Origin of the sequence: Peteryoungia algae, assembly GCF_030369675.1 — a bacterium.
Taxonomy (GTDB): Bacteria; Pseudomonadota; Alphaproteobacteria; order Rhizobiales; family Rhizobiaceae; genus Allorhizobium; species Allorhizobium algae.
On the sequence record NZ_CP128477.1, the window covers coordinates 2078463 to 2095784 of the forward strand.

A 17322-nucleotide genomic window follows, 5' to 3' on the forward strand; every position below is an offset into this window, starting at 1 on the left:
AATGCCCATGGCCCAGACCGCTGAACTGATCATCACCAATGCCCGCGTCCTCACCATGGACCCGGATCGCCCGACGGCCGAAGCCGTGGCTGTGGCCGGCAACCGCATTCTTGCGGTCGGGACAGCGTCGGAAGTCGAAGCCCTGGCTAGCTCCGCCACCCACAGGCTTGACGCGCAAGGCGCCACTGTCATGCCGGGCTTCAACGAAGCCCATATGCATATTTTCCCAGGCTCCGTCTCGCTCAGACAATTGAACCTGCATGGCATCCAGGGCTTCGAGGCGCTGAAATCCGCGATCCTCGCCTATGCGGAGAAGAACCCGCAGGAGCCGCTTCTGATGGGATTTTCCGCAGATTACTCGATCATCTCGTTGACCGAGCCCTGCACCCGCCACCACCTCGACGCCATCCTCCCCGACCGCCCCTTCATGATGTTCGCGCCCGACCATCACACCGCCTGGGCCAACACGGCCGCACTGAAGAAGGCCGGCATACTGGAGGGCAAGGATGTCGGTGTCGGCAACGAGATCGTCATGGGCGCGGATGGCCTGGCAAACGGCGAATTGCGGGAGGGCAATGCCTTCGGCCCGGTCTCGGCGCTCGCTTCCACCGGCGGCCGCGAAGAACTCGGCATGGTAACCGGCATGGACCCCGAGAATGTCACGCCGGAGCAGTTCGCGCTCGACCGCGCGATCCTGAAAGCCGGCCTCGACTACTGCGCCTCCTGGGGCGTCACTTCGATCCAGAATTTCGACGGCAATCACTATCAGCTGCGCCTGATGCGCGATCTGGAACTGGCCGGCGAACTTTCCTGCCGCATCCGTATCCCCTATCACATGAAGAATTTCATGGCACTTGAGGACCTCGACAAGGCCGCAAGCTGGAAGGCGGAATTTTCAACCGACATGCTCCGCGGCGATTTCGTCAAGGTCTTCATGGACGGCGTCATCGACAGCCAGACCGCCTACATGCTCGACGGCTATGGCGACCGTCCCGGCTACACCTATGAGCCGCTGTTTACGCCGGAAGCCTTCAACGCGATTGCGACCAAAGCCGACGCGCTCGGCCTGCAGGTGGCCGTCCATGCCATCGGCAGCGCCGCGATCCGCCAGACGCTCGACGGCTACGAAGCCGCCGTGAAGGCGAACGGCCCGAAGGACAATCGCCACCGCATCGAGCATATCGAGGTAATCCACCCCGACGATATCTCCCGCTTCGCCAGCCTCGGGGTCGTCGCGTCCATGCAACCCGTGCATTATCCCGGCGGCACCTGTTTCCCGGCCGAGCCGACGATCGACAAGATCGGCGAGGATCGCTGGGAATATGCCTATGCCTGGCGCACGATGAAGAATGCCGGTGCAACGGTCGTCTTCGCCTCGGACTGGCCCGTCTCCCCGGTCTCACCCTTCCAGTGCATTCAGGACGCCATGACCCGCAAGCCATGGAAGGACGGCCTCCCCGACGAACGCTTCACCCTGCAGGAATCGCTGGAGGCCTATACGGCGATCGGGGCCTGGGTCGAGTTCATGGAAGATCGCAAGGGTCGCCTGAAACCAGGTTTCCTCGCCGATATCGTCATTCTCAACACCGATATCGAAGCCGTGGCACCGGATGCGATCATGGATACGGTGCGCGCCGCCGTCACCATCTGCGACGGCAAGATCACCTATCAGGCGCAACAGCAGGCCTGAGCGCAACATGACCGAAAGGACACCGATGACCGCGATTGCCGACATGGTCATCCTCAACGGCCGGGTCCGCACCATGGACGACAGCCAGGAGGTCGCCGAAGCCGTGGCAGTCTCCGGCAACCGCATCCTGGCTGTTGGCAGCAATGCCGAGATCTCTTCGCTGGCCGGTCCTTCGACGCGCCATATCGACGCCCGAGGCGGCACGGTCATGCCCGGCTTCAACGAAGCGCATATGCACATTTTCGGCGGCTCGGTGGCGTTGGGTGAGCTCTCGCTCTTCGGCGTCAAAGGGTTCGATGCGCTGTCTCAAGCTGTGACCGCCTATGCCGCCGCCAATCCGCATCTGCCTTTGCTTGTCGGCCAATCGACCGACTACACCATCCTCTCCGAAGAAGAGCGCGTCACCCGCCATCATCTCGACCGCATCATCTCCGACCGTCCGCTGCTGCTGGTCGCGCCGGACCGCCACACTGGTTGGGCAAACACCATTGCCTTGCACATGGCCGGTATCCTTGAAGGACGCGATGTCGGCGTCGGCAACGAGATCGTCATGGGCGAAGACGGACTGGCAAACGGCGAACTGCGTGAAACCAATGCCATGCGACCCGTCGCGTCGATGAGCGTGACGGGTGGCCGCGAGGGGTTGGGCGTCGGCACGGGCGGAGAGCCGGAAGCGGTGACGGCGGCAGAACGCGCGCGCGACATCGCAATCCTGAAGAATGGGCTTTCCTACTGCGCCTCGCTCGGCATCACCTCGTTCCAGAACATGGACGGCAATCTCTACCAGCTGGAAATGCTGGAGGAGATCGACAAGACCGACGGCCTGCCGGTGCGCGTGCGCATGCCCTTTCACATGAAGAATTTCATGCCGCTCTCCGACCTCACCGACAAGGCGGTTGCCTGGCGAGCGCGCTTCGACAGCGACAAGCTGCGCTGCAACTTCGTGAAGCTGTTCATGGACGGCGTGACGGAAGGCGAGACTGCCGCCTTTGTCGACGACTATGCGCACAAGCCAGGCTGGAAAGGCGAACCGCTCTTCTCCGCCGAACATTTCGGCCAGGTGGCCGTTGAGGCGAACCGCCTCGGCCTGCCCATTGCGGTTCACGCCATCGGGGACGGAGCTGTGCGTTTGGTCCTCGATGGCTATCAGGCCTCGATTGACGCCAATGGCCCACGCGACAACCGCAACCGTATCGAACATATCGAGGTCGTTCATCCCGACGATATCGCGCGCTTTGCGACGACCGGCACCGTCGCCTCGATGCAGCCGACCCATCCTCCCGGATCCGCCGGCCTACCGCTCGAACCCTATCTCACCTTTATCGGTCGCGGACGTTGGCCTTATGCTTTCGCCTGGAAGACACTGGTCGATGCTGGCGCGAAAATCGTCTTCGCCACGGATTGGCCCGTCTCGCCGCTACCACCGCTTCATTGCATCCGCGATGCGATGACACGCAGACTTTGGGACGACGACATGCCGGACCACCGACTGAGCCTTGACCAAACACTCGCCGCCTACACGAAGACGAGCGCCTGGGTCGAGTTCATGGAAGACCGGAAGGGCATGCTGAAGCCGGGATATTACGCGGATATCGTCGTCTTGACCGGTGATATCGCAACCGTGGCCAGCGAGGAGATTGCAAACCTCAAGGTGGCTCTGACGATCTGCGATGGCAGGATCACACACAAGACACAGTCGGCATGATGGGCGAAACAAAACCGAAAACACGGACAAAAACTGCCTTAACCGGCGCCACGCGCAAGGGCGTCGAAACGCGCAACAGGATCATCAAGGGTGCGCGCGAGGCTCTGGAACAGGGTGGAATGGAAGCGCTCACCACACGCCGCATCGCCGCCTCGGCCGGGGTGAAGCTCGCAACGCTCCACTACTACTTCGACAGCAAGGAAAGCCTCTTGCTCGCTGTGCTCGAAGATCTGATCGCGGACATGGAGGTCACCTATCGCCAGGACGTCGCACTGCCCGAAGCGCCCGAGGACCGCGTTGAGGCTCTGATCCGCGCCAGCTGGCGCTATATCCAGCGCACCCGCAACAAGCAGATCTCCCAGACGGAACTGACCCTCTACGCGCTGCGCACCAAGGGCTCGGAATGGCTCGCAGCCCGCCAGTACAACGCCTATATCGACTTCTACGGGCACCTCGTCTTCGTCGATGACCGGGATGAGGACCTGCGCCGGATCGGCAGAGCCGTCGCCCGCCAGATGCTGATCGGCATCGACGGCATCATTCTGCAAAGTTACGCATTGCAGGACCTCTCTGCCTCGAACGATGACATCGAGGCCCTGATCACGGCGATGCGCGGCTACCTCCGCCGTCTGTTGGTCGAACGCGACAAGGCGCGCTAGCCGAGCTGCCAGAGCTGCCTGGCATTGCCGGAGAAAAGCCTGTTCTTCTCTTCCACCGTGCAGCCGTGCAACAGCGCTTGCGTCGTCGCGACCCAGGTTGAAAGCCCGCCGCCAAGCGTGCAGACCGGCCAGTCCGAACCCCAGATCGCCCGGCCGAAACCAAAGGCGCTGATCGTGTGCTCGAAATACGGCTTGAGGTCTTCGAGTGTCCAGTTGTCGAGATCGCCATAGGCCGGGATACCGGAAATCTTCACCAGAACATTGTCCCGTTTCGCAATCTCCGTGATCCCCGTCTTCCAGACATCGTAACCATGGCCCTTGATGTCGGGCACGCCGCAGTGGTCGAGAACGAAGGTGACATCAGGAGCAAGATCGATCAGCGCGTTTGCCTTGTCGATCTGGTGCGGCAGCATGCAAAGGTCGAAGGTGAGGCTCGTCCCGGAAAGCCGCTTGATGTTCTCCCGGAACAGCGCCCCCTCCGAGACATCGTCGGGCACCACATGCAGCACGCGGCGAAAACCCTTGACGAAGGGATTGGCCTGCTGCGTCTCAAGATAGGAAGCAAAGCCCGGGTCTTCCGGCCGACAGGATGCAATCACGCCACGCAGCAAACTGCCCGGCTCACGCGACAGGTCCTCGACCATCCTGGTTTCGGCTGGAATATCATCGGGCCTGACATCCACTTCCATGTGCAGCACTGAGGAAATCCCGAGCCGCGCTGCTTCGCTGATGTAGCGTTCATAGGTGAAATCGGCATCCAGCGGCGGCACGTCCTGCAACCAGGGATAGGACAGGCGATCACGGTAGATGAGATGTAGATGGGTATCGATGATCATGTCTGGCCCCTCCGAAGGCCGTTTCAGCGGATCCGTCAATCCGGCAAGGCATCACTGACGATACCTGCCCCGGCAAGATCGGACAGACGTTTTGCCGTCTCGCAAAGGCTGAGAATGGTGGTGTCGATGTCAGCGGCACCCGGCGTGTTGATCAGCGTGATATAGGGAACCGTCAGTGCAGCAATCGCAGTGCCGTCGGCGCTGACGATCGGCGCAGAAAGGTTGATGACACCCGCCGTCTGGGCGCTCGGCATCATCTCGTAGCCGCGCTGGCGGATCTGCTCCAGCCGCGCCTCGAAGGTTTCCGTCATCCGTCCCTCCGGTCCGCCGCTTCCGACATGTTCGGCAACCATCATCGCCCGCAGCTCCGGACTGCGGAAGGCGAGCAGCACGTGGCCGGATCCGGTATCGAACAGCCCCATACGCGAACCGACACGGATCGAGATACCCCAGTAACCTGGGGCCTCCTGCTGGGCAATGACAACGGGATGGCCCCGGTCATAGACCACGATATGGTTTGCCTGCTGGGTTGTTTCTCCAAGCTTGCGCATCAGGGGCGTGGCGAAGGAGGCAAGCCGCCGCGTCGGCGCATGCATCTGCGCTAGGCCGAAGAGCTTGAGCGTCAACAAGTAGCGGTCGCCCTCCAGCCGCGCGACGTAGCCGCGCCGCACCAAGCGGTCGAGCATGCGGTAGAATTCATTCGGGCTGCGCTCGAGCCGCTTGGCAATTTCCGCCTGGCTCAATCCCCCATCGACGCCCGCGAGCAGCTCGAGAATGTCGAGCCCCTTGTCCAGTGCCGGCGCTCGGTAGCGATCCCGATCCAGGTCATTCACGCATTTCTCTCCTTGAAGTCTGGCGACTGGCCTTGACGTTCATGAATAAATGTTTTGCATATGAATGATGCTCGCATCGAGAGATCGAATATGCAAGGGGTCGTTTGACGCGGGAGGGAAGACAGTGGATCGGCTGGAGGAGCCAAGAGGATGAACCTACCCCTTGATAACAAGCATGTGCTGGTGACAGCAGCCGGCCAGGGCATCGGGCGCGCGAGCGCGCTCGCCTTCGCGCGCGCCGGAGCAACAGTGGTCGCGACCGATATCAACATGGATGCGTTGGCAAGCCTCGCCGGTGAAACCGGTATCACGACGCACCGGCTTGACGTCCTGGATGACGATGGGGTCAAGGCTCTCGTCTCGCAAAGCGGTCCCTTCGACATACTGTTCAACTGCGCCGGCGTGGTCCACGGCGGGACTGTGCTAGACATGGCCGACAAGGATCTCGACTTCGCCATCGACCTCAACGTCCGTGCCATGATCCGCACCATCAGGGCAGTGCTGCCAGCCATGCTCGAACGTGGCGATGGATCGATCATCAACATGTCTTCGGTGGCGAGTTCGATCAAGGGTGTGCCGAACCGCTTCGCCTACACCGTCACCAAGGCCGCCGTCATCGGCTTGACCAAGTCGGTCGCCGCCGACTACGTGACGCAAGGCATTCGCTGCAACGCCATCTGCCCGGGCACCGTCGAAAGCCCGTCGCTTCAGGACCGCATGCGCGCCCAAGGCGATTATGACGCCGCCCGTGCCGCCTTCATCGCCCGCCAGCCCATGGGGCGGCTTGGCACCCCGGAAGAAATCGCCGACCTCGCCGTCTACATCGCCGGCGCCACCTATACCTCCGGTCAGGCCTTCGCCATCGACGGCGGCTGGACCATCTGAACAATGCCAGGAAAAGTGTGAAGCGGTTTTCCGCCCGGTATTGCGAACAAAAGACACTGAGCGGCTGGGCCGCGACTTTCGGAAAGGAAAAAGACCATGAAACTCATGCGCGTCGGCCCGCTTGGCCAGGAAAAGCCGGCCATCCTCGACAAGGAAGGCAAGATCCGTGACCTCTCCGCCCATGTCGCCGATATCGGCGGTCATACCATCTCACCGGAAGGCCTGGCAAAGATCGCCGCGATCGATCCGGCTTCCCTGCCGGAAATTGCCGCCGACCGCATCGGCGCCTGTGTCGCCGGCACCGGCAAGTTCATCTGCATCGGGCTGAACTATTCCGACCACGCGGCAGAAACCGGCGCTGCCGTGCCGCCGGAGCCGGTCATCTTCATGAAGGCGACCTCGGCCATTTGCGGTCCGGATGACGACGTGCTGATCCCGCGCGGCTCGGAAAAGACCGACTGGGAAGTCGAACTCGGCGTCGTCATCGGCAAGACGGCAAAATATGTCTCGGAAGCCGATGCCATGGATTACGTCGCCGGCTATTGCGTCTCCCACGACGTTTCCGAACGGGCTTTCCAGACCGAGCGCGCCGGACAGTGGACCAAGGGCAAGTCCTGCGACACCTTCGGCCCGATCGGCCCCTGGCTCGTCACCAAGGACGAAATTTCCGATCCGCAGAACCTCAAGATGTGGCTCTCGGTCAATGGCAAGATGATGCAGGACGGCTCGTCGAAGACCATGGTCTACGGCGTCGCCCACCTCGTCTCCTACCTCAGCCAGTTCATGAGCCTGCATCCCGGCGACGTCATCTCCACCGGCACCCCTCCGGGCGTCGGCCTCGGCATGAAGCCGCCGCAGTTCCTCAAGGCCGGCGACGTGGTCGAACTCGGCATCGAGGGGCTCGGCACGCAGAAGCAGACGTTCAAGGCGGATGTCTGAACCCCGAACGTGATCACCGGACCCCGCCCATTTGGCGGGGTCTTGCGTTTCTGGGCCGAACACAGAAAAAGCCGGGCGTCACCACCCGGCTTCTGTTGCGGTCCTGACTTGCCACACACCTGAGCGCGGATCAGAATCTGTAGTTCACGCCCACCCGGATCAGATGGCTCGACGGGTCCGACTCGTAGCTGTCCAACGGGCTGACCGTGCCCAGAGGCGACGTACGCTTGGCATAATCGGTGTAGAGATACTCGGCCTTGAAGCTCAGCGCGTCGGTCATCGCATATTCCGCACCAACGCCGGCGACATAACCGAAATATGTCTGCTGGTCTTCGCCCTCGATCGCACCGACGATCGGGTCGACGCCACCATTGCCCTCGGCGACGGCAAGACCGCCCGTCACGTAGAACAGCGTCCGGTCCATGGCGACGCCGACGCGCGCACGCGCGGTGCCCTGCCAGCCAAGCTCGTAGCGGCACGTCTGCGACGGGAAACCCGCACATGCCTTGTCACCTTGGACCTTGGCCCAGGAAACATCCGCTTCGACGCCGTAGACCATGTTGCCGCTCTGGACGTTGTAGCCTGCGGTCACGCCGACAAGGCCGCCGCGCAACGGGGTCTCGGAAAAGAGCGTGCCGGATCCGGTCTGTGTTTCCACTTCGCCGACCGCGCCGCCACCGACGACGCCAACATAGCCGCCGCTCCAGTCGTGAATGATATCGGCAACCGCACCTTGTGGCGGGAGCGGCCGGGGCGCATCAACCGAACCGAGATCGGCGGATGTCGCAGTCGTGGCAATTAAGCCGACGGAAAGACTAGCAAAAATGAATTTGGTGCTCACGAAAACTCCTGCGGTCACACTCGCCACCAGTTAAGCGACACATGGTTAACGCCCGGTTTCGTCAGCAACCTTTGCAAGAAAAAAAGCCGGGCACTACCACCCGGCTTTAAAGAGCAGAACTGATCCGAAGCTTACTTGATCAACGGCAGGATGCTGTCGATCGACTTTTTCGCGTCGCCGTAGAACATCCGCGTATTCTCCTTGTAGAACAGTGGGTTCTCAATGCCGGAGTAGCCGGTGCCCTGGCCGCGCTTGGAAACGAAGACCTGCTTGGCCTTCCAGACTTCCAGGACCGGCATGCCGGCGATGGGTGAGTTTGGATCTTCCTGGGCAGCCGGATTGACGATGTCGTTCGAGCCGATGACGATCGCGACATCCGTCTCGGGGAAGTCCTCGTTGATTTCGTCCATTTCCAGAACGATGTCGTAGGGCACCTTCGCTTCCGCAAGCAGCACGTTCATGTGACCCGGCAGACGACCCGCGACCGGATGGATCGCAAAGCGCACGGTCTTGCCGGAGGCCCGCAGCTTGCGGGTCAGTTCCGACACCGACTGCTGCGCCTGCGCCACCGCCATGCCGTAGCCCGGGATAATGATCACCGAGTCCGCGTCGTTGAGTGCATTGGCGACACCATCGCCATCGATCGCGATCTGCTCGCCCGTCACCTCCATCTGCGGTCCCGTCGTGCCGCCGAAGCCGCCGAGAATGACCGAGATGAAACTGCGGTTCATCGCCTTGCACATGATGTAGGAAAGGATCGCACCCGACGAACCCACCAGCGCGCCGACAACAATCAGAAGGTCGTTCGACAGCGAAAAGCCGATGGCCGCCGCCGCCCAGCCGGAATAGCTGTTGAGCATGGAAACGACGACCGGCATGTCGGCGCCGCCGATACCCATGATCAGATGGTAGCCGATGAAGAGCGCCAGAAGCGTCATCAGGATCAGCGTCCAGCTGCCGGCGCCATTAAAGTAGAGCACCAGCAGGATCAGGGAGCCGAGGGCGGCACCGGCATTCAGCATATGACCGCCCGGCAGCTTCTTCGCCTTGCCGTCGACCTTGCCGGCGAGCTTGCCATAGGCGACGACCGATCCGGTGAAGGTGACCGCACCGATGAAGACGCCGAGGAAAACCTCGATCTTGAGGACGGCGATTTCAGGCCCCGTCTTCTCGGCGATTTTCAAGGCGAACCCGGTGAAGTCCTTGAAAAGCTCGGTGTGCCCGGCCTGCATGGCACAGGCAACCGCATTGACGGCGGGATCGCAAAACGCGATGCCGGCTTCGGTGAGCGCACTGGCGATGCGCCACATCTCGATCTCGGCATTGAAGCCGATGAAGACGGCGGCCAGACCGACCAGAGAGTGCATGGCAGCGACGAGCTGCGGCATTTCGGTCATCTGGACCCGCTGGGCGACGACCCATCCGATCCCGCCGCCAATGGCGATCATGAGGACAGAGATGAACCAGTTGCCGGCACCGGGACCGAGAAGGGTCGCAACGACCGCGAGCCCCATGCCGACGATGCCGTACCAGACGGCGCGCTTGGCGCTTTCCTGACCCGAGAGCCCGCCGAGCGACAGGATGAAGAGAACGGCTGCGACGACATAGGCCGCTGTGGTGAATCCATATTCCATGTGTGTGTCCCCTCCCCTAACTCAAGACTTCTGGAACATGGCGAGCATGCGCCGCGTCACCATGAAGCCACCGAAGATGTTGATGCCGGCCATCAGGATCGACAGCGCCGCGAGGATGATCACCAGGAGGTTCCCCGATCCGATCTGCATGAGGGCGCCGAGGATGATGATCGAGGAAATGGCATTGGTGATCGCCATGAGCGGCGTGTGGAGCGAATGGCTGACATTCCAGATGACCTGGAATCCGACGAAACAGGCGAGCACGAAGACGATGAAATGGCTCATGAAGCTGGCAGGTGCAAAAAGACCGGCAAGCAGGATCAGCGCGCCACCGCCGGCGAGCATCGCCACCTGGTTGCGGGTCTGCATTTTGAAGGCGGCACTTTCCAGCGCCCGCTTCTCGTCAGGCGTGAGTTCCTTCACCTTTTCCTTCGGCTTGGCAGCTGCGATCGCCTGGATCTTCGGTGGCGGCGGCGGGTAAGTAATTCCACCATCCTTGGTGACGGTCGCCCCACGGATGACGTCGTCTTCCATATTGTGGACCGGCACACCGTCCTTGCCGGGCGTCAGATCCGTCATCATGTGGCGAATATTGGTCGAATAGAGCGTAGATGCCTGTGCGGCCATGCGGCTTGGGAAGTCGGTATAACCGACGATGGTCACGCCATTGTCGGAGACGATTTTCTGGTCGGCAACGGTGAGGTCGCAGTTGCCGCCGCGCTCGGCGGCAAGGTCGATGACAACGGAGCCCGGCTTCATCGCGGCAACCATATCTGCGAGCCAGAGCTTCGGCGCATCACGACCGGGGATCAGCGCCGTGGTGATGACGATATCGATTTCGGGCGCCAGTTCGCGGAACTTTGCGAGCTGCTTTTCCCGGAACTCCGGCGAGGACGGAGCGGCATACCCTCCCGTTGCGGCCCCATCCTGGGCAGCTTCGAATTCGAGATAGACGAACTGCGCCCCCATGCTCTCGATCTGCTCGGCGACTTCAGGACGAACGTCGAAGGCATAGGTGATGGCACCGAGCGAGGTTGCCGTCCCGATGGCGGCAAGACCGGCAACGCCCGCACCGATCACCAGAACCTTGGCCGGCGGCACCTTGCCAGCAGCCGTCACCTGGCCGGTGAAGAAGCGGCCGAAATTGTTGCCCGCCTCGATCACGGCGCGGTAGCCGGCGATGTTTGCCATCGACGAAAGCGCGTCCATCTTCTGGGCGCGCGAAATGCGCGGCACCATGTCCATGGCGACGACGGTCGCACCCTTGTCCTTGGCCTGCTCGAGCAGAGCCGAATTCTGGGCCGGATAGAAAAAGGAAATCAGCGTCTTGTCGGGACTGAGGCGATCGACCTCCGAAGTCTCGGGCGGGCGCACCTTGGCAATGATGTCGGCCGTTTCAAACAGGGCAGCGGCTGTCTCCACCACGGTCACGCCGGCGGTACGATAGGTATCGTCCGAAAAGCCCGCCGCCTTTCCGGCGCCGCTCTCGATCACACAATCATAGCCGAGTTTCTGCAACTGGACGGCGCTATCAGGCGTCATCGCGACGCGGGCCTCGCCGGCATAAATTTCCCTTGGCGATCCGATCTTCAATCCCATCTCCCCAACTCCGTTTGAACGGGTTCAACCACTGTCCCTCGTCTAAAGCCGAAGGACGCTCCGGTCGCGGACACGAACAGAAGTAAGGCCCCCTGTCTAGTCCAGCAGGCGAAGCATATGACGGTTTTCGATCAGGAGGCGACGGCTTTAAACGATTTTTGTTGCGATGCACACGAACGGCTCGGGCGGCAACCATGGAACAATTCGATCTGCTTCCTGTTGTCTGAGGGAACAACGCAAGGAGACACACATGCTGCAATGGATCCTCATTCTTCTTCTCATCGCCGCAGTCGCGAGCCTTCTCGGCTTTCGCGGTGTGGCCGGCGCGTCCGCCGGCATTGCGAAGATCCTGATTTTCATTGTCCTGATCGTCATGATCATCGCGCTGTTTACGGGCGTGATCATCGTCGCGTGACGCCGATTTCATCGACAGCAGGAAGCCCGCAACGCCAACCGCGTCGCGGGCTTTTGAATATTGAAAGGCGCTGTTTCAGATAAAGGGTCTGACGCGAGCTTCCTCGGGCTTCCATTTGGCGAGATCCTGAAGCCCCGCCGGATCCAGCACGTCACAACCACGATCGCGCCACCGGATAAGTCCCCGATCCGCAAGTTTCTTCAGCGTTTTGTTGGTGTGCACGATGGACAGGCCGAGCGTATCGGCAAAGTGCATCTGGGTCACCGGAACATGCCGGTGATTGTCCCCGAGTATGCCGGCGCTCATCCCTCGGTCAAACAGGAAAGCCAGCAGATAGGATGCTCGTTCCAGTGCCGAACGACGGCCGATACTGAGCAGGTGTTCGTCGAGAATGGATTCTTCACGCGCTGCAAGCCACGTCAGATCGAAGCTGAGCCCGGGATGAAGCTCGAACAGGGAAAACAGCCGGCTTCGTTCGAAGACGCAGAGCGTCATCGGCGTCAAAGCCTCCACCGAATGCTGCATCTCCGCCATGACCGCACCCTGCAGGCCGACCATGTCTCCCGGCACGACATAATTGAGGATCTGCCGACGCCCGTCCTCGAGGATCTTGTAGCGGAACCCCCACCCAGCCAGCACCGTGTAGAGATGGGCGCTTCGCGCGCCTTCGGCGAGCACGGTGGTGCCGGTATCGGCGAGCAGTTCCCCGCGCTTGAAGGTCGAGACAAATTCCAGTTCCGAATCGGAGAATGGCCTGAAACGCCTCATGTGTCGCAAGGGACATTCGAAACAACTGACCCTGGTCGGATTTTGGCGTGGTTCGATTGCCATGGGATCACCTCGTTTGTCTGCCAGTGTGTTCCTTATGGAACAACAGGACTTCGACATGTCTTTTTTAAATGACGTTGATCAGGTGGCACCTCATAAAGCGTCCCTGACAAAAGGAAAATTTATGAGCCCAGCGCCGCTCCGTGTTCTCGTTGCAGAGAACCAGTATCTGATCGCGATGGAGGTGGAGCGGTTGCTTGGCGAGACTGTACCATGTGAGGTGACGATAACCCCATTGGCGCATCTTCGCGAAACATTGGCCAGAGAAAAGTTTGATGTGGTGATCGTGGAAGCCGTTCTTGCGGAATCCGAGAACGTTGAGCGAACGCGCGCCATCATCGATGCCGGCGCCCGACCGGTCTTTTTGTCGTCCTATGATCACGTGGCGGCCAAGGGCACAGTGGTCTCTGCCCATCCAGTTGTGCCAAAACCGCCGCAATCCGAAGAACTGGCTGCGGCGGTCTTTGAAGCGGCGCATCATCGCTGATCCCTAGACTGCAAACGCCTTCTTGATCACTGCAGAACTGTGGGAATCGGGGCCATAGTCGCCCTCGCCGCTAACGCCGAGGATTTCCTGCAGCTTGTTGCGCGCGCGATTGATACGGCTCTTGATCGTACCGACGGCGCAACCGCAGATTTCGGCAGCTTCCTCATAGGCAAAGCCCGATGCACCCACGAGGATGATGGCTTCACGCTGGTCGCTCGGCAGCTGGTCGAGTGCGCGCTTGAAATCCTGCAAGTCGAGCGACCCATATTGCTGCGGATGCGTCGACAGCTGCGAGGTGAAAATACCGTCCGTGTCGGACACTTCACGGCCGCGCTTGCGCATCTGCGAATAGAATTCGTTGCGCAGGATGGTGAACAGCCAAGCCTTCATGTTCGTGCCCGGCTCGAAATGGTCCTGCTTGGCCCAAGCCTTCATGATCGTATCCTGCACCAGATCATCCGCAACATGATGACGTCCGGTCAGAGAAACGGCAAAGGCGCGAAGATTTGGCAGTGCTGCCAGAAGGTCGCGCTTGAACGAGTGGTCGGTCGACTGATCGCCAACGGTCATCGAGCAGTGTCCTTGATGCGGTTGTCTTCACCGGCCTGGCGTTCCGCCATATCCAGCCGCTCGAGAAGCTGGAGAAACCGGTCCGGTATCCCCTCCTCCTCTACCGATTGATAGAATTCGCGCAATTGCGCGGAGACACCTGGATGAAACGCCGCCAGTCCAGGCAGGCCGTTCGAGACAGGCGCTTTCTTCGAATGTTCTGTCATTGGGTCCAACGGGTTTGATACAGTATGGCCTGACAACGCCTCGAATCCTAGAAGGTTCCGTGGCGAGGAAGTTTTTTGAACGCATTCCGGCACTTGCCCTCAGGCTGGCGAAACCCGGGTCAGGATGGAACAAAGCCTCAGATCCGACGTTCTTCCGACATCGAAACAGGGAGAACCAAACATGCTTTATTACGCCCTTGTCTTTCTCGTAGTCGCCCTCATCGCAGGTGTTCTCGGCTTCGGTGGCATCGCAGGCGCTTCCGCCGGCATCGCCAAGATCCTTTTCGGCATCTTCATCATCCTTTTCCTGATCTCGCTCGCCATGCGTCTGTTCCGTCAGGCGTGATAGGAAGAGAGGATCATGAAAAGAGGCCGTGCCCAAGGGCGCGGCCTCTTTCTATTTGAGAATGCAAAATCAGATGAGGATCCAGATCAGCGCGGCAAACAACAGCACGAGAATGACACTGAGCGTTGTGACCGTAAACGCGCCATACCGGGGAGGAACCTGAGATTCGAGATCCAGATCCAACCCGGCCTGTTGCGCGATATGACGGTTTTGCGCGTCGATACCGGGCGCCTCGGAGGGTGTCGAAGTGGGTGAATTCATCGCATTGCTCCATACCGTTCAGCGGGGATGGGTGGCACCAGAGCCAAAGCCTGGGCTTGAGCCTGACCTCCCGAAGCGGCGGGGCCGTCGAGAGCGGCAAGTTTTTCGGGACTGATGGTCTGACGAATGCTGCGCCCCGCAACGAGATCAGCGGCGACCGGGAAACAATCTCCATAGATCACGTCAGCCATGGCCTTCGCGCGCTGAAGTTCCATTGGCAGCGCCTGATAGCAAGCTTCATCGGTATCGTAAGAAATGACAGCGACCGGATCCTGCAGACAAGTGGTGTCTTGGGGATGGCAGGCCACAATGACCAGTAGGGCAGCCATGCTATTCATCATCGGTCTCCGTGTTACTTAAACGTTAACGCAGAGACTTGGCAGAGGTTCCGGTTGGGCCTCCAGGTAGAGCCCCACCCTCGATCAGAAGTGGATCAGGAGTGGATCAGGGCGTGAATGAACCTCAGCTTGTTGAAAACAGGTTCGGACAAAACGAAGGGATAGAGATCCGGCTGCCCCATGCTGCGATTGATACTGTTGATCGCAAGCGTGAGCGGCACCCAGGCGCGAATGAGCGCCTCAGTCCTCTCGACGGTATAGCTGTCGAAGGTGCGCTTGAGTTCGACTTCCGGCATGTCGGCTTCGATATCGGGGTTCGTCCTCAGCCCGAAGGCATCGGCGGTGTCCAGTGCGTCGACGATATGGAAGTAATGGGCAAAGGTCTCTGCAAAATCTTCCCACGGGTGACTGGCCGCATAAGCAGAAATGAAGTTGTTCTCCCAGCCAAGGGGAGGCCCTTCCGCATAGTGCCGCTTGAGCGCTGCGCCATAGTCCTGGCGCTCGTCGCCGAACACGGCGCGGCAGGCATCGAAAGCACCGCGATCGCGCACGAGCACGTTCCAGTAATAATGCGCCACCTCATGGCGAAAGTGACCCAGCAGCGTGCGAAACGGTTCACCCAGCGCCACACGCCGCGCTTCCCGCTCGGCATCGGAAGCCTCTGCGATGTTAAGTGTGATCAGACCTTCGGAATGGCCGGTCAGCACCGGCCCCTCGCCTCCCACCGCAGTGTCATCCGCCAGAAATTCAAAACCGAGCCCGCTTTCGGGAGCAGCGGTCCGCGTGGTGATCGGCAGCCTGAAGCGGAGAAGCGAATAGAAGAGGCCGCGCTTGGCGAGTTCAATTCTTTGCCAGTTATGAAGGTTTTCCGGCAAAGACAGGTCTGGAATTGTCACATTGTGCCGGCAAGCGACACAGAAACCGCTGTCGTCACCGTCATCGACGAGCCAGTTGCATCCCCCGAGCGCGGCATTCGCGCAAGGGCGGACAGGATCTGGTAGAACCTCGCCACGATCGAGGACATGTGTGCCCGACGCGTCCAGCGCCACCATGTCGAGCGCCGCCGGCCGAAAAGCCAGGCGAGCACCGCATGTGACGCAGCCGTCGTTTTCGAAATGCACGACATTGGCGCAATTGCTGCAGCTGAACAGGCGCATGGAATCGTTTTCTTTCAGGTAGACGCCGGACCTGGCGCGGGCAGGGTCAGTCGAAGATTTCGAGGGGGAAGCGCAATTCGTACCGCACGCGGCCATCGCTCAATTCATGCCTGGCCTCACCATTGACCGAGGATGGCACGACGCGTTCCAGAACGGTGCTGCCGAACCGTGCGGCCTTGGCCTCTTCATCAGCGCGAGGCGTGAAGGGTTCGGTCCAGATGATCACGACCGCCGGGCCATTCTTCGTATCAATCTTTTCGCAGGAAACCTCGATGGGCTGGCGTCGCTGCAGGAAGTCCCCGTGACTGACCGCATTGACGACAAGCTCATGCAGGGCAAGCCCGATATGCAGCGAAGCGTTCGGGGTCAGCAACACATCGTCGCCGGAAACCTTCACGAGATCGGCATTCTCCTGAACATAACGGTCGACCTGCTGCTTGAGCAGATCGCGGAAATAGGCCCCACGCCAGCTCGAATCGGTGATCAGATCCTGCGACTGCGAAAGCGCATGCAGCCGTCCACGGAACTTGCCCAGGAACATGTCGAGCGTGCCGGAGTAACGCGCCGTCTGCGAAGCGATGCTCTGGATGATCGCGAGCAGGTTTTTCGAGCGGTGGCTGACTTCGCGCAACAGGGCACGCAACAGTCTCTCACGACGCCGATCCTCGGTACGGTCGATCACCACGGTGATGAGGTGCAGGTCGTGATCCGTCATTTCGACCATGCGACAGCGGAACTCGAAGAAGGTATCGTCGCCCGCTTCGATTTCCAGCTCCGCCCGGTCCCCAGCCTTCACCAGTCCGGATTTGAGATCGGCCAGCTTTTGGCCGATCTCGGGTCCGAAGACAGCACTGTCGGAAGGGATTGTGCCGGGCGCCAGGCGCCAGCGGGCCGGCAATGATGTGATGCACACATAAGTCCCGTCCTTATCCTGGAGGATAAGGCTGGCGCCCATGTCGATGAGCGCGGTTATGAAGAACTCCCGCAGCTGCTCGTCGCCGCGCTGAGGTTCAAACCATGTCAGTCGATGTACCAAGTGTCCTGCTCCGCCGTGTTCGGCTTACTGGCCCGGCGGGCAGCATGGCGCTGCAAC

Annotated in this window: 20 protein-coding genes; 8 read left to right on the top strand and 12 right to left on the bottom strand. The window is 60.7% G+C overall.

Annotation, left to right across the window (positions count from 1 at the left end; genetic code table 11):
- Positions 1-7 precede the first annotated feature (7 nt).
- Genes QTL56_RS10065 through QTL56_RS10075 form a run of 3 tightly spaced genes read left to right on the top strand, consistent with a single transcriptional unit; the run spans position 8 to position 4054 of the window.
- A complete protein-coding gene (locus tag QTL56_RS10065; RefSeq protein ID WP_245135926.1) occupies positions 8-1690 on the top strand; it encodes an amidohydrolase in 1683 nt (560 codons plus the stop codon).
- Positions 1691-1697: 7 nt separating this feature from the next.
- Entirely contained in the window at positions 1698-3395 is a 1698-nt protein-coding gene (locus tag QTL56_RS10070; protein ID WP_245135925.1) for an amidohydrolase, read from the top strand.
- The gene (locus tag QTL56_RS10075) at positions 3392-4054 is read left to right on the top strand and encodes a TetR/AcrR family transcriptional regulator (protein ID WP_245135923.1); all 663 of its coding nucleotides are present in this window, start codon (positions 3392-3394) and stop codon (positions 4052-4054) included. The genes QTL56_RS10070 and QTL56_RS10075 overlap by 4 nt, the downstream gene beginning before the upstream one ends.
- Here QTL56_RS10075 and QTL56_RS10080 read toward each other — a convergent pair.
- Together QTL56_RS10080 and QTL56_RS10085 are read right to left on the bottom strand one after the other, a co-directional pair.
- Complete coding sequence (locus QTL56_RS10080; RefSeq protein WP_245135921.1) at positions 4051-4890, bottom strand: amidohydrolase family protein; 840 nt, start codon at positions 4888-4890, stop codon at positions 4051-4053. The genes QTL56_RS10075 and QTL56_RS10080 overlap by 4 nt on opposite strands.
- A gap of 35 nt (positions 4891-4925) precedes the next feature.
- A complete protein-coding gene (locus tag QTL56_RS10085; protein ID WP_229574683.1) occupies positions 4926-5723 on the bottom strand; it encodes an IclR family transcriptional regulator in 798 nt (265 codons plus the stop codon).
- A gap of 150 nt (positions 5724-5873) precedes the next feature.
- Here QTL56_RS10085 and QTL56_RS10090 point away from each other — a divergent pair, with 150 nt between their 5' ends.
- Entirely contained in the window at positions 5874-6608 is a 735-nt protein-coding gene (locus QTL56_RS10090; RefSeq protein WP_245135918.1) for an SDR family oxidoreductase, read from the top strand.
- Positions 6609-6704: 96 nt separating this feature from the next.
- Positions 6705-7547: a fumarylacetoacetate hydrolase family protein gene (locus tag QTL56_RS10095; RefSeq protein ID WP_245135916.1), complete on the top strand. Its 843-nt coding sequence runs from the start codon at positions 6705-6707 to the stop codon at positions 7545-7547.
- 130 nt (positions 7548-7677) lie between these two features.
- Here QTL56_RS10095 and QTL56_RS10100 read toward each other — a convergent pair whose 3' ends face one another.
- From QTL56_RS10100 to QTL56_RS10110, 3 genes are all read right to left on the bottom strand, one after another.
- Positions 7678-8388 carry an outer membrane protein gene (locus tag QTL56_RS10100; RefSeq protein ID WP_245135914.1) on the bottom strand — a complete coding sequence of 237 codons (711 nt, stop codon included), beginning with the start codon at positions 8386-8388 and terminating at the stop codon, positions 7678-7680.
- A gap of 131 nt (positions 8389-8519) precedes the next feature.
- Positions 8520-10022, bottom strand: coding sequence for an NAD(P)(+) transhydrogenase (Re/Si-specific) subunit beta (locus QTL56_RS10105; RefSeq protein WP_245135912.1), 1503 nt, complete (start codon positions 10020-10022; stop codon positions 8520-8522).
- A gap of 21 nt (positions 10023-10043) precedes the next feature.
- Entirely contained in the window at positions 10044-11615 is a 1572-nt protein-coding gene (locus QTL56_RS10110; protein WP_245136625.1) for a Re/Si-specific NAD(P)(+) transhydrogenase subunit alpha, read from the bottom strand.
- 256 nt (positions 11616-11871) lie between these two features.
- Here QTL56_RS10110 and QTL56_RS10115 point away from each other — a divergent pair, with 256 nt between their 5' ends.
- Positions 11872-12036, top strand: coding sequence for a DUF1328 domain-containing protein (locus QTL56_RS10115; protein ID WP_148166894.1), 165 nt, complete (start codon positions 11872-11874; stop codon positions 12034-12036).
- Between the two features lie 75 nt (positions 12037-12111).
- On the opposite strand, the gene QTL56_RS10120 is transcribed toward QTL56_RS10115, so the two are convergent.
- Positions 12112-12867 (bottom strand): Crp/Fnr family transcriptional regulator, encoded by a 756-nt coding sequence (locus tag QTL56_RS10120; RefSeq protein ID WP_245135910.1) that lies wholly within the window; start codon positions 12865-12867, stop codon positions 12112-12114.
- On the opposite strand from QTL56_RS10120, the gene QTL56_RS10125 reads away from it, so the two are divergent.
- Entirely contained in the window at positions 12803-13351 is a 549-nt protein-coding gene (locus QTL56_RS10125; protein WP_245136653.1) for a response regulator, read from the top strand. The genes QTL56_RS10120 and QTL56_RS10125 overlap by 65 nt on opposite strands.
- Before the next feature lie 3 nt (positions 13352-13354).
- Here QTL56_RS10125 and QTL56_RS10130 read toward each other — a convergent pair whose 3' ends face one another.
- Complete coding sequence (locus QTL56_RS10130) at positions 13355-13921, bottom strand: RNA polymerase sigma factor (RefSeq protein WP_229574689.1); 567 nt, start codon at positions 13919-13921, stop codon at positions 13355-13357.
- Complete coding sequence (locus tag QTL56_RS10135) at positions 13918-14127, bottom strand: NepR family anti-sigma factor (RefSeq protein ID WP_229574690.1); 210 nt, start codon at positions 14125-14127, stop codon at positions 13918-13920. Before QTL56_RS10135 ends, QTL56_RS10130 begins: the two co-directional genes overlap by 4 nt.
- 181 nt (positions 14128-14308) lie before the next feature.
- Between QTL56_RS10135 and QTL56_RS10140 the strand changes: the two genes are divergently transcribed.
- Positions 14309-14473 carry a DUF1328 domain-containing protein gene (locus tag QTL56_RS10140; protein ID WP_069043330.1) on the top strand — a complete coding sequence of 55 codons (165 nt, stop codon included), beginning with the start codon at positions 14309-14311 and terminating at the stop codon, positions 14471-14473.
- 69 nt (positions 14474-14542) lie between these two features.
- On the opposite strand, the gene QTL56_RS10145 is transcribed toward QTL56_RS10140, so the two are convergent.
- The 4 genes from QTL56_RS10145 to QTL56_RS10160 all read right to left on the bottom strand — a co-directional run bounded on the left by QTL56_RS10145 (position 14543) and on the right by QTL56_RS10160 (position 17265).
- Complete coding sequence (locus QTL56_RS10145; protein WP_245135908.1) at positions 14543-14734, bottom strand: hypothetical protein; 192 nt, start codon at positions 14732-14734, stop codon at positions 14543-14545.
- Positions 14731-15063, bottom strand: coding sequence for a hypothetical protein (locus tag QTL56_RS10150; protein ID WP_245135906.1), 333 nt, complete (start codon positions 15061-15063; stop codon positions 14731-14733). Before QTL56_RS10150 ends, QTL56_RS10145 begins: the two co-directional genes overlap by 4 nt.
- A gap of 104 nt (positions 15064-15167) precedes the next feature.
- The gene (locus QTL56_RS10155) at positions 15168-16229 is read right to left on the bottom strand and encodes a zinc-binding metallopeptidase family protein (protein WP_245135904.1); all 1062 of its coding nucleotides are present in this window, start codon (positions 16227-16229) and stop codon (positions 15168-15170) included.
- A gap of 46 nt (positions 16230-16275) precedes the next feature.
- On the bottom strand, positions 16276-17265 hold the full coding sequence (locus QTL56_RS10160) for a sensor histidine kinase (RefSeq protein WP_229574694.1): 990 nt from the start codon (positions 17263-17265) through the stop codon (positions 16276-16278).
- Positions 17266-17322 lie beyond the last annotated feature (57 nt).

Bases quoted from the DNA above. Each gene is read 5' to 3' on its own strand.
- QTL56_RS10065 (WP_245135926.1), top strand. From the start codon at position 8: ATGGCCCAGACCGCTGAACTGATCATCACCAATGCCCGCGTCCTCACC.
- QTL56_RS10070 (WP_245135925.1), top strand. From the start codon at position 1,698: ATGACCGAAAGGACACCGATGACCGCGATTGCCGACATGGTCATCCTC.
- QTL56_RS10075 (WP_245135923.1), top strand. From the start codon at position 3,392: ATGATGGGCGAAACAAAACCGAAAACACGGACAAAAACTGCCTTAACC.
- QTL56_RS10080 (WP_245135921.1), bottom strand. From the start codon at position 4,890: ATGATCATCGATACCCATCTACATCTCATCTACCGTGATCGCCTGTCC.
- QTL56_RS10090 (WP_245135918.1), top strand. From the start codon at position 5,874: ATGAACCTACCCCTTGATAACAAGCATGTGCTGGTGACAGCAGCCGGC.
- QTL56_RS10095 (WP_245135916.1), top strand. From the start codon at position 6,705: ATGAAACTCATGCGCGTCGGCCCGCTTGGCCAGGAAAAGCCGGCCATC.
- QTL56_RS10105 (WP_245135912.1), bottom strand. From the start codon at position 10,022: ATGGAATATGGATTCACCACAGCGGCCTATGTCGTCGCAGCCGTTCTC.
- QTL56_RS10115 (WP_148166894.1), top strand. From the start codon at position 11,872: ATGCTGCAATGGATCCTCATTCTTCTTCTCATCGCCGCAGTCGCGAGC.
- QTL56_RS10125 (WP_245136653.1), top strand. From the start codon at position 12,803: ATGTGTCGCAAGGGACATTCGAAACAACTGACCCTGGTCGGATTTTGG.
- QTL56_RS10120 (WP_245135910.1), bottom strand. From the start codon at position 12,867: ATGGCAATCGAACCACGCCAAAATCCGACCAGGGTCAGTTGTTTCGAA.
- QTL56_RS10130 (WP_229574689.1), bottom strand. From the start codon at position 13,921: ATGACCGTTGGCGATCAGTCGACCGACCACTCGTTCAAGCGCGACCTT.
- QTL56_RS10135 (WP_229574690.1), bottom strand. From the start codon at position 14,127: ATGACAGAACATTCGAAGAAAGCGCCTGTCTCGAACGGCCTGCCTGGA.
- QTL56_RS10140 (WP_069043330.1), top strand. From the start codon at position 14,309: ATGCTTTATTACGCCCTTGTCTTTCTCGTAGTCGCCCTCATCGCAGGT.
- QTL56_RS10145 (WP_245135908.1), bottom strand. From the start codon at position 14,734: ATGAATTCACCCACTTCGACACCCTCCGAGGCGCCCGGTATCGACGCG.
- QTL56_RS10150 (WP_245135906.1), bottom strand. From the start codon at position 15,063: ATGGCTGCCCTACTGGTCATTGTGGCCTGCCATCCCCAAGACACCACT.
- QTL56_RS10155 (WP_245135904.1), bottom strand. From the start codon at position 16,229: ATGCGCCTGTTCAGCTGCAGCAATTGCGCCAATGTCGTGCATTTCGAA.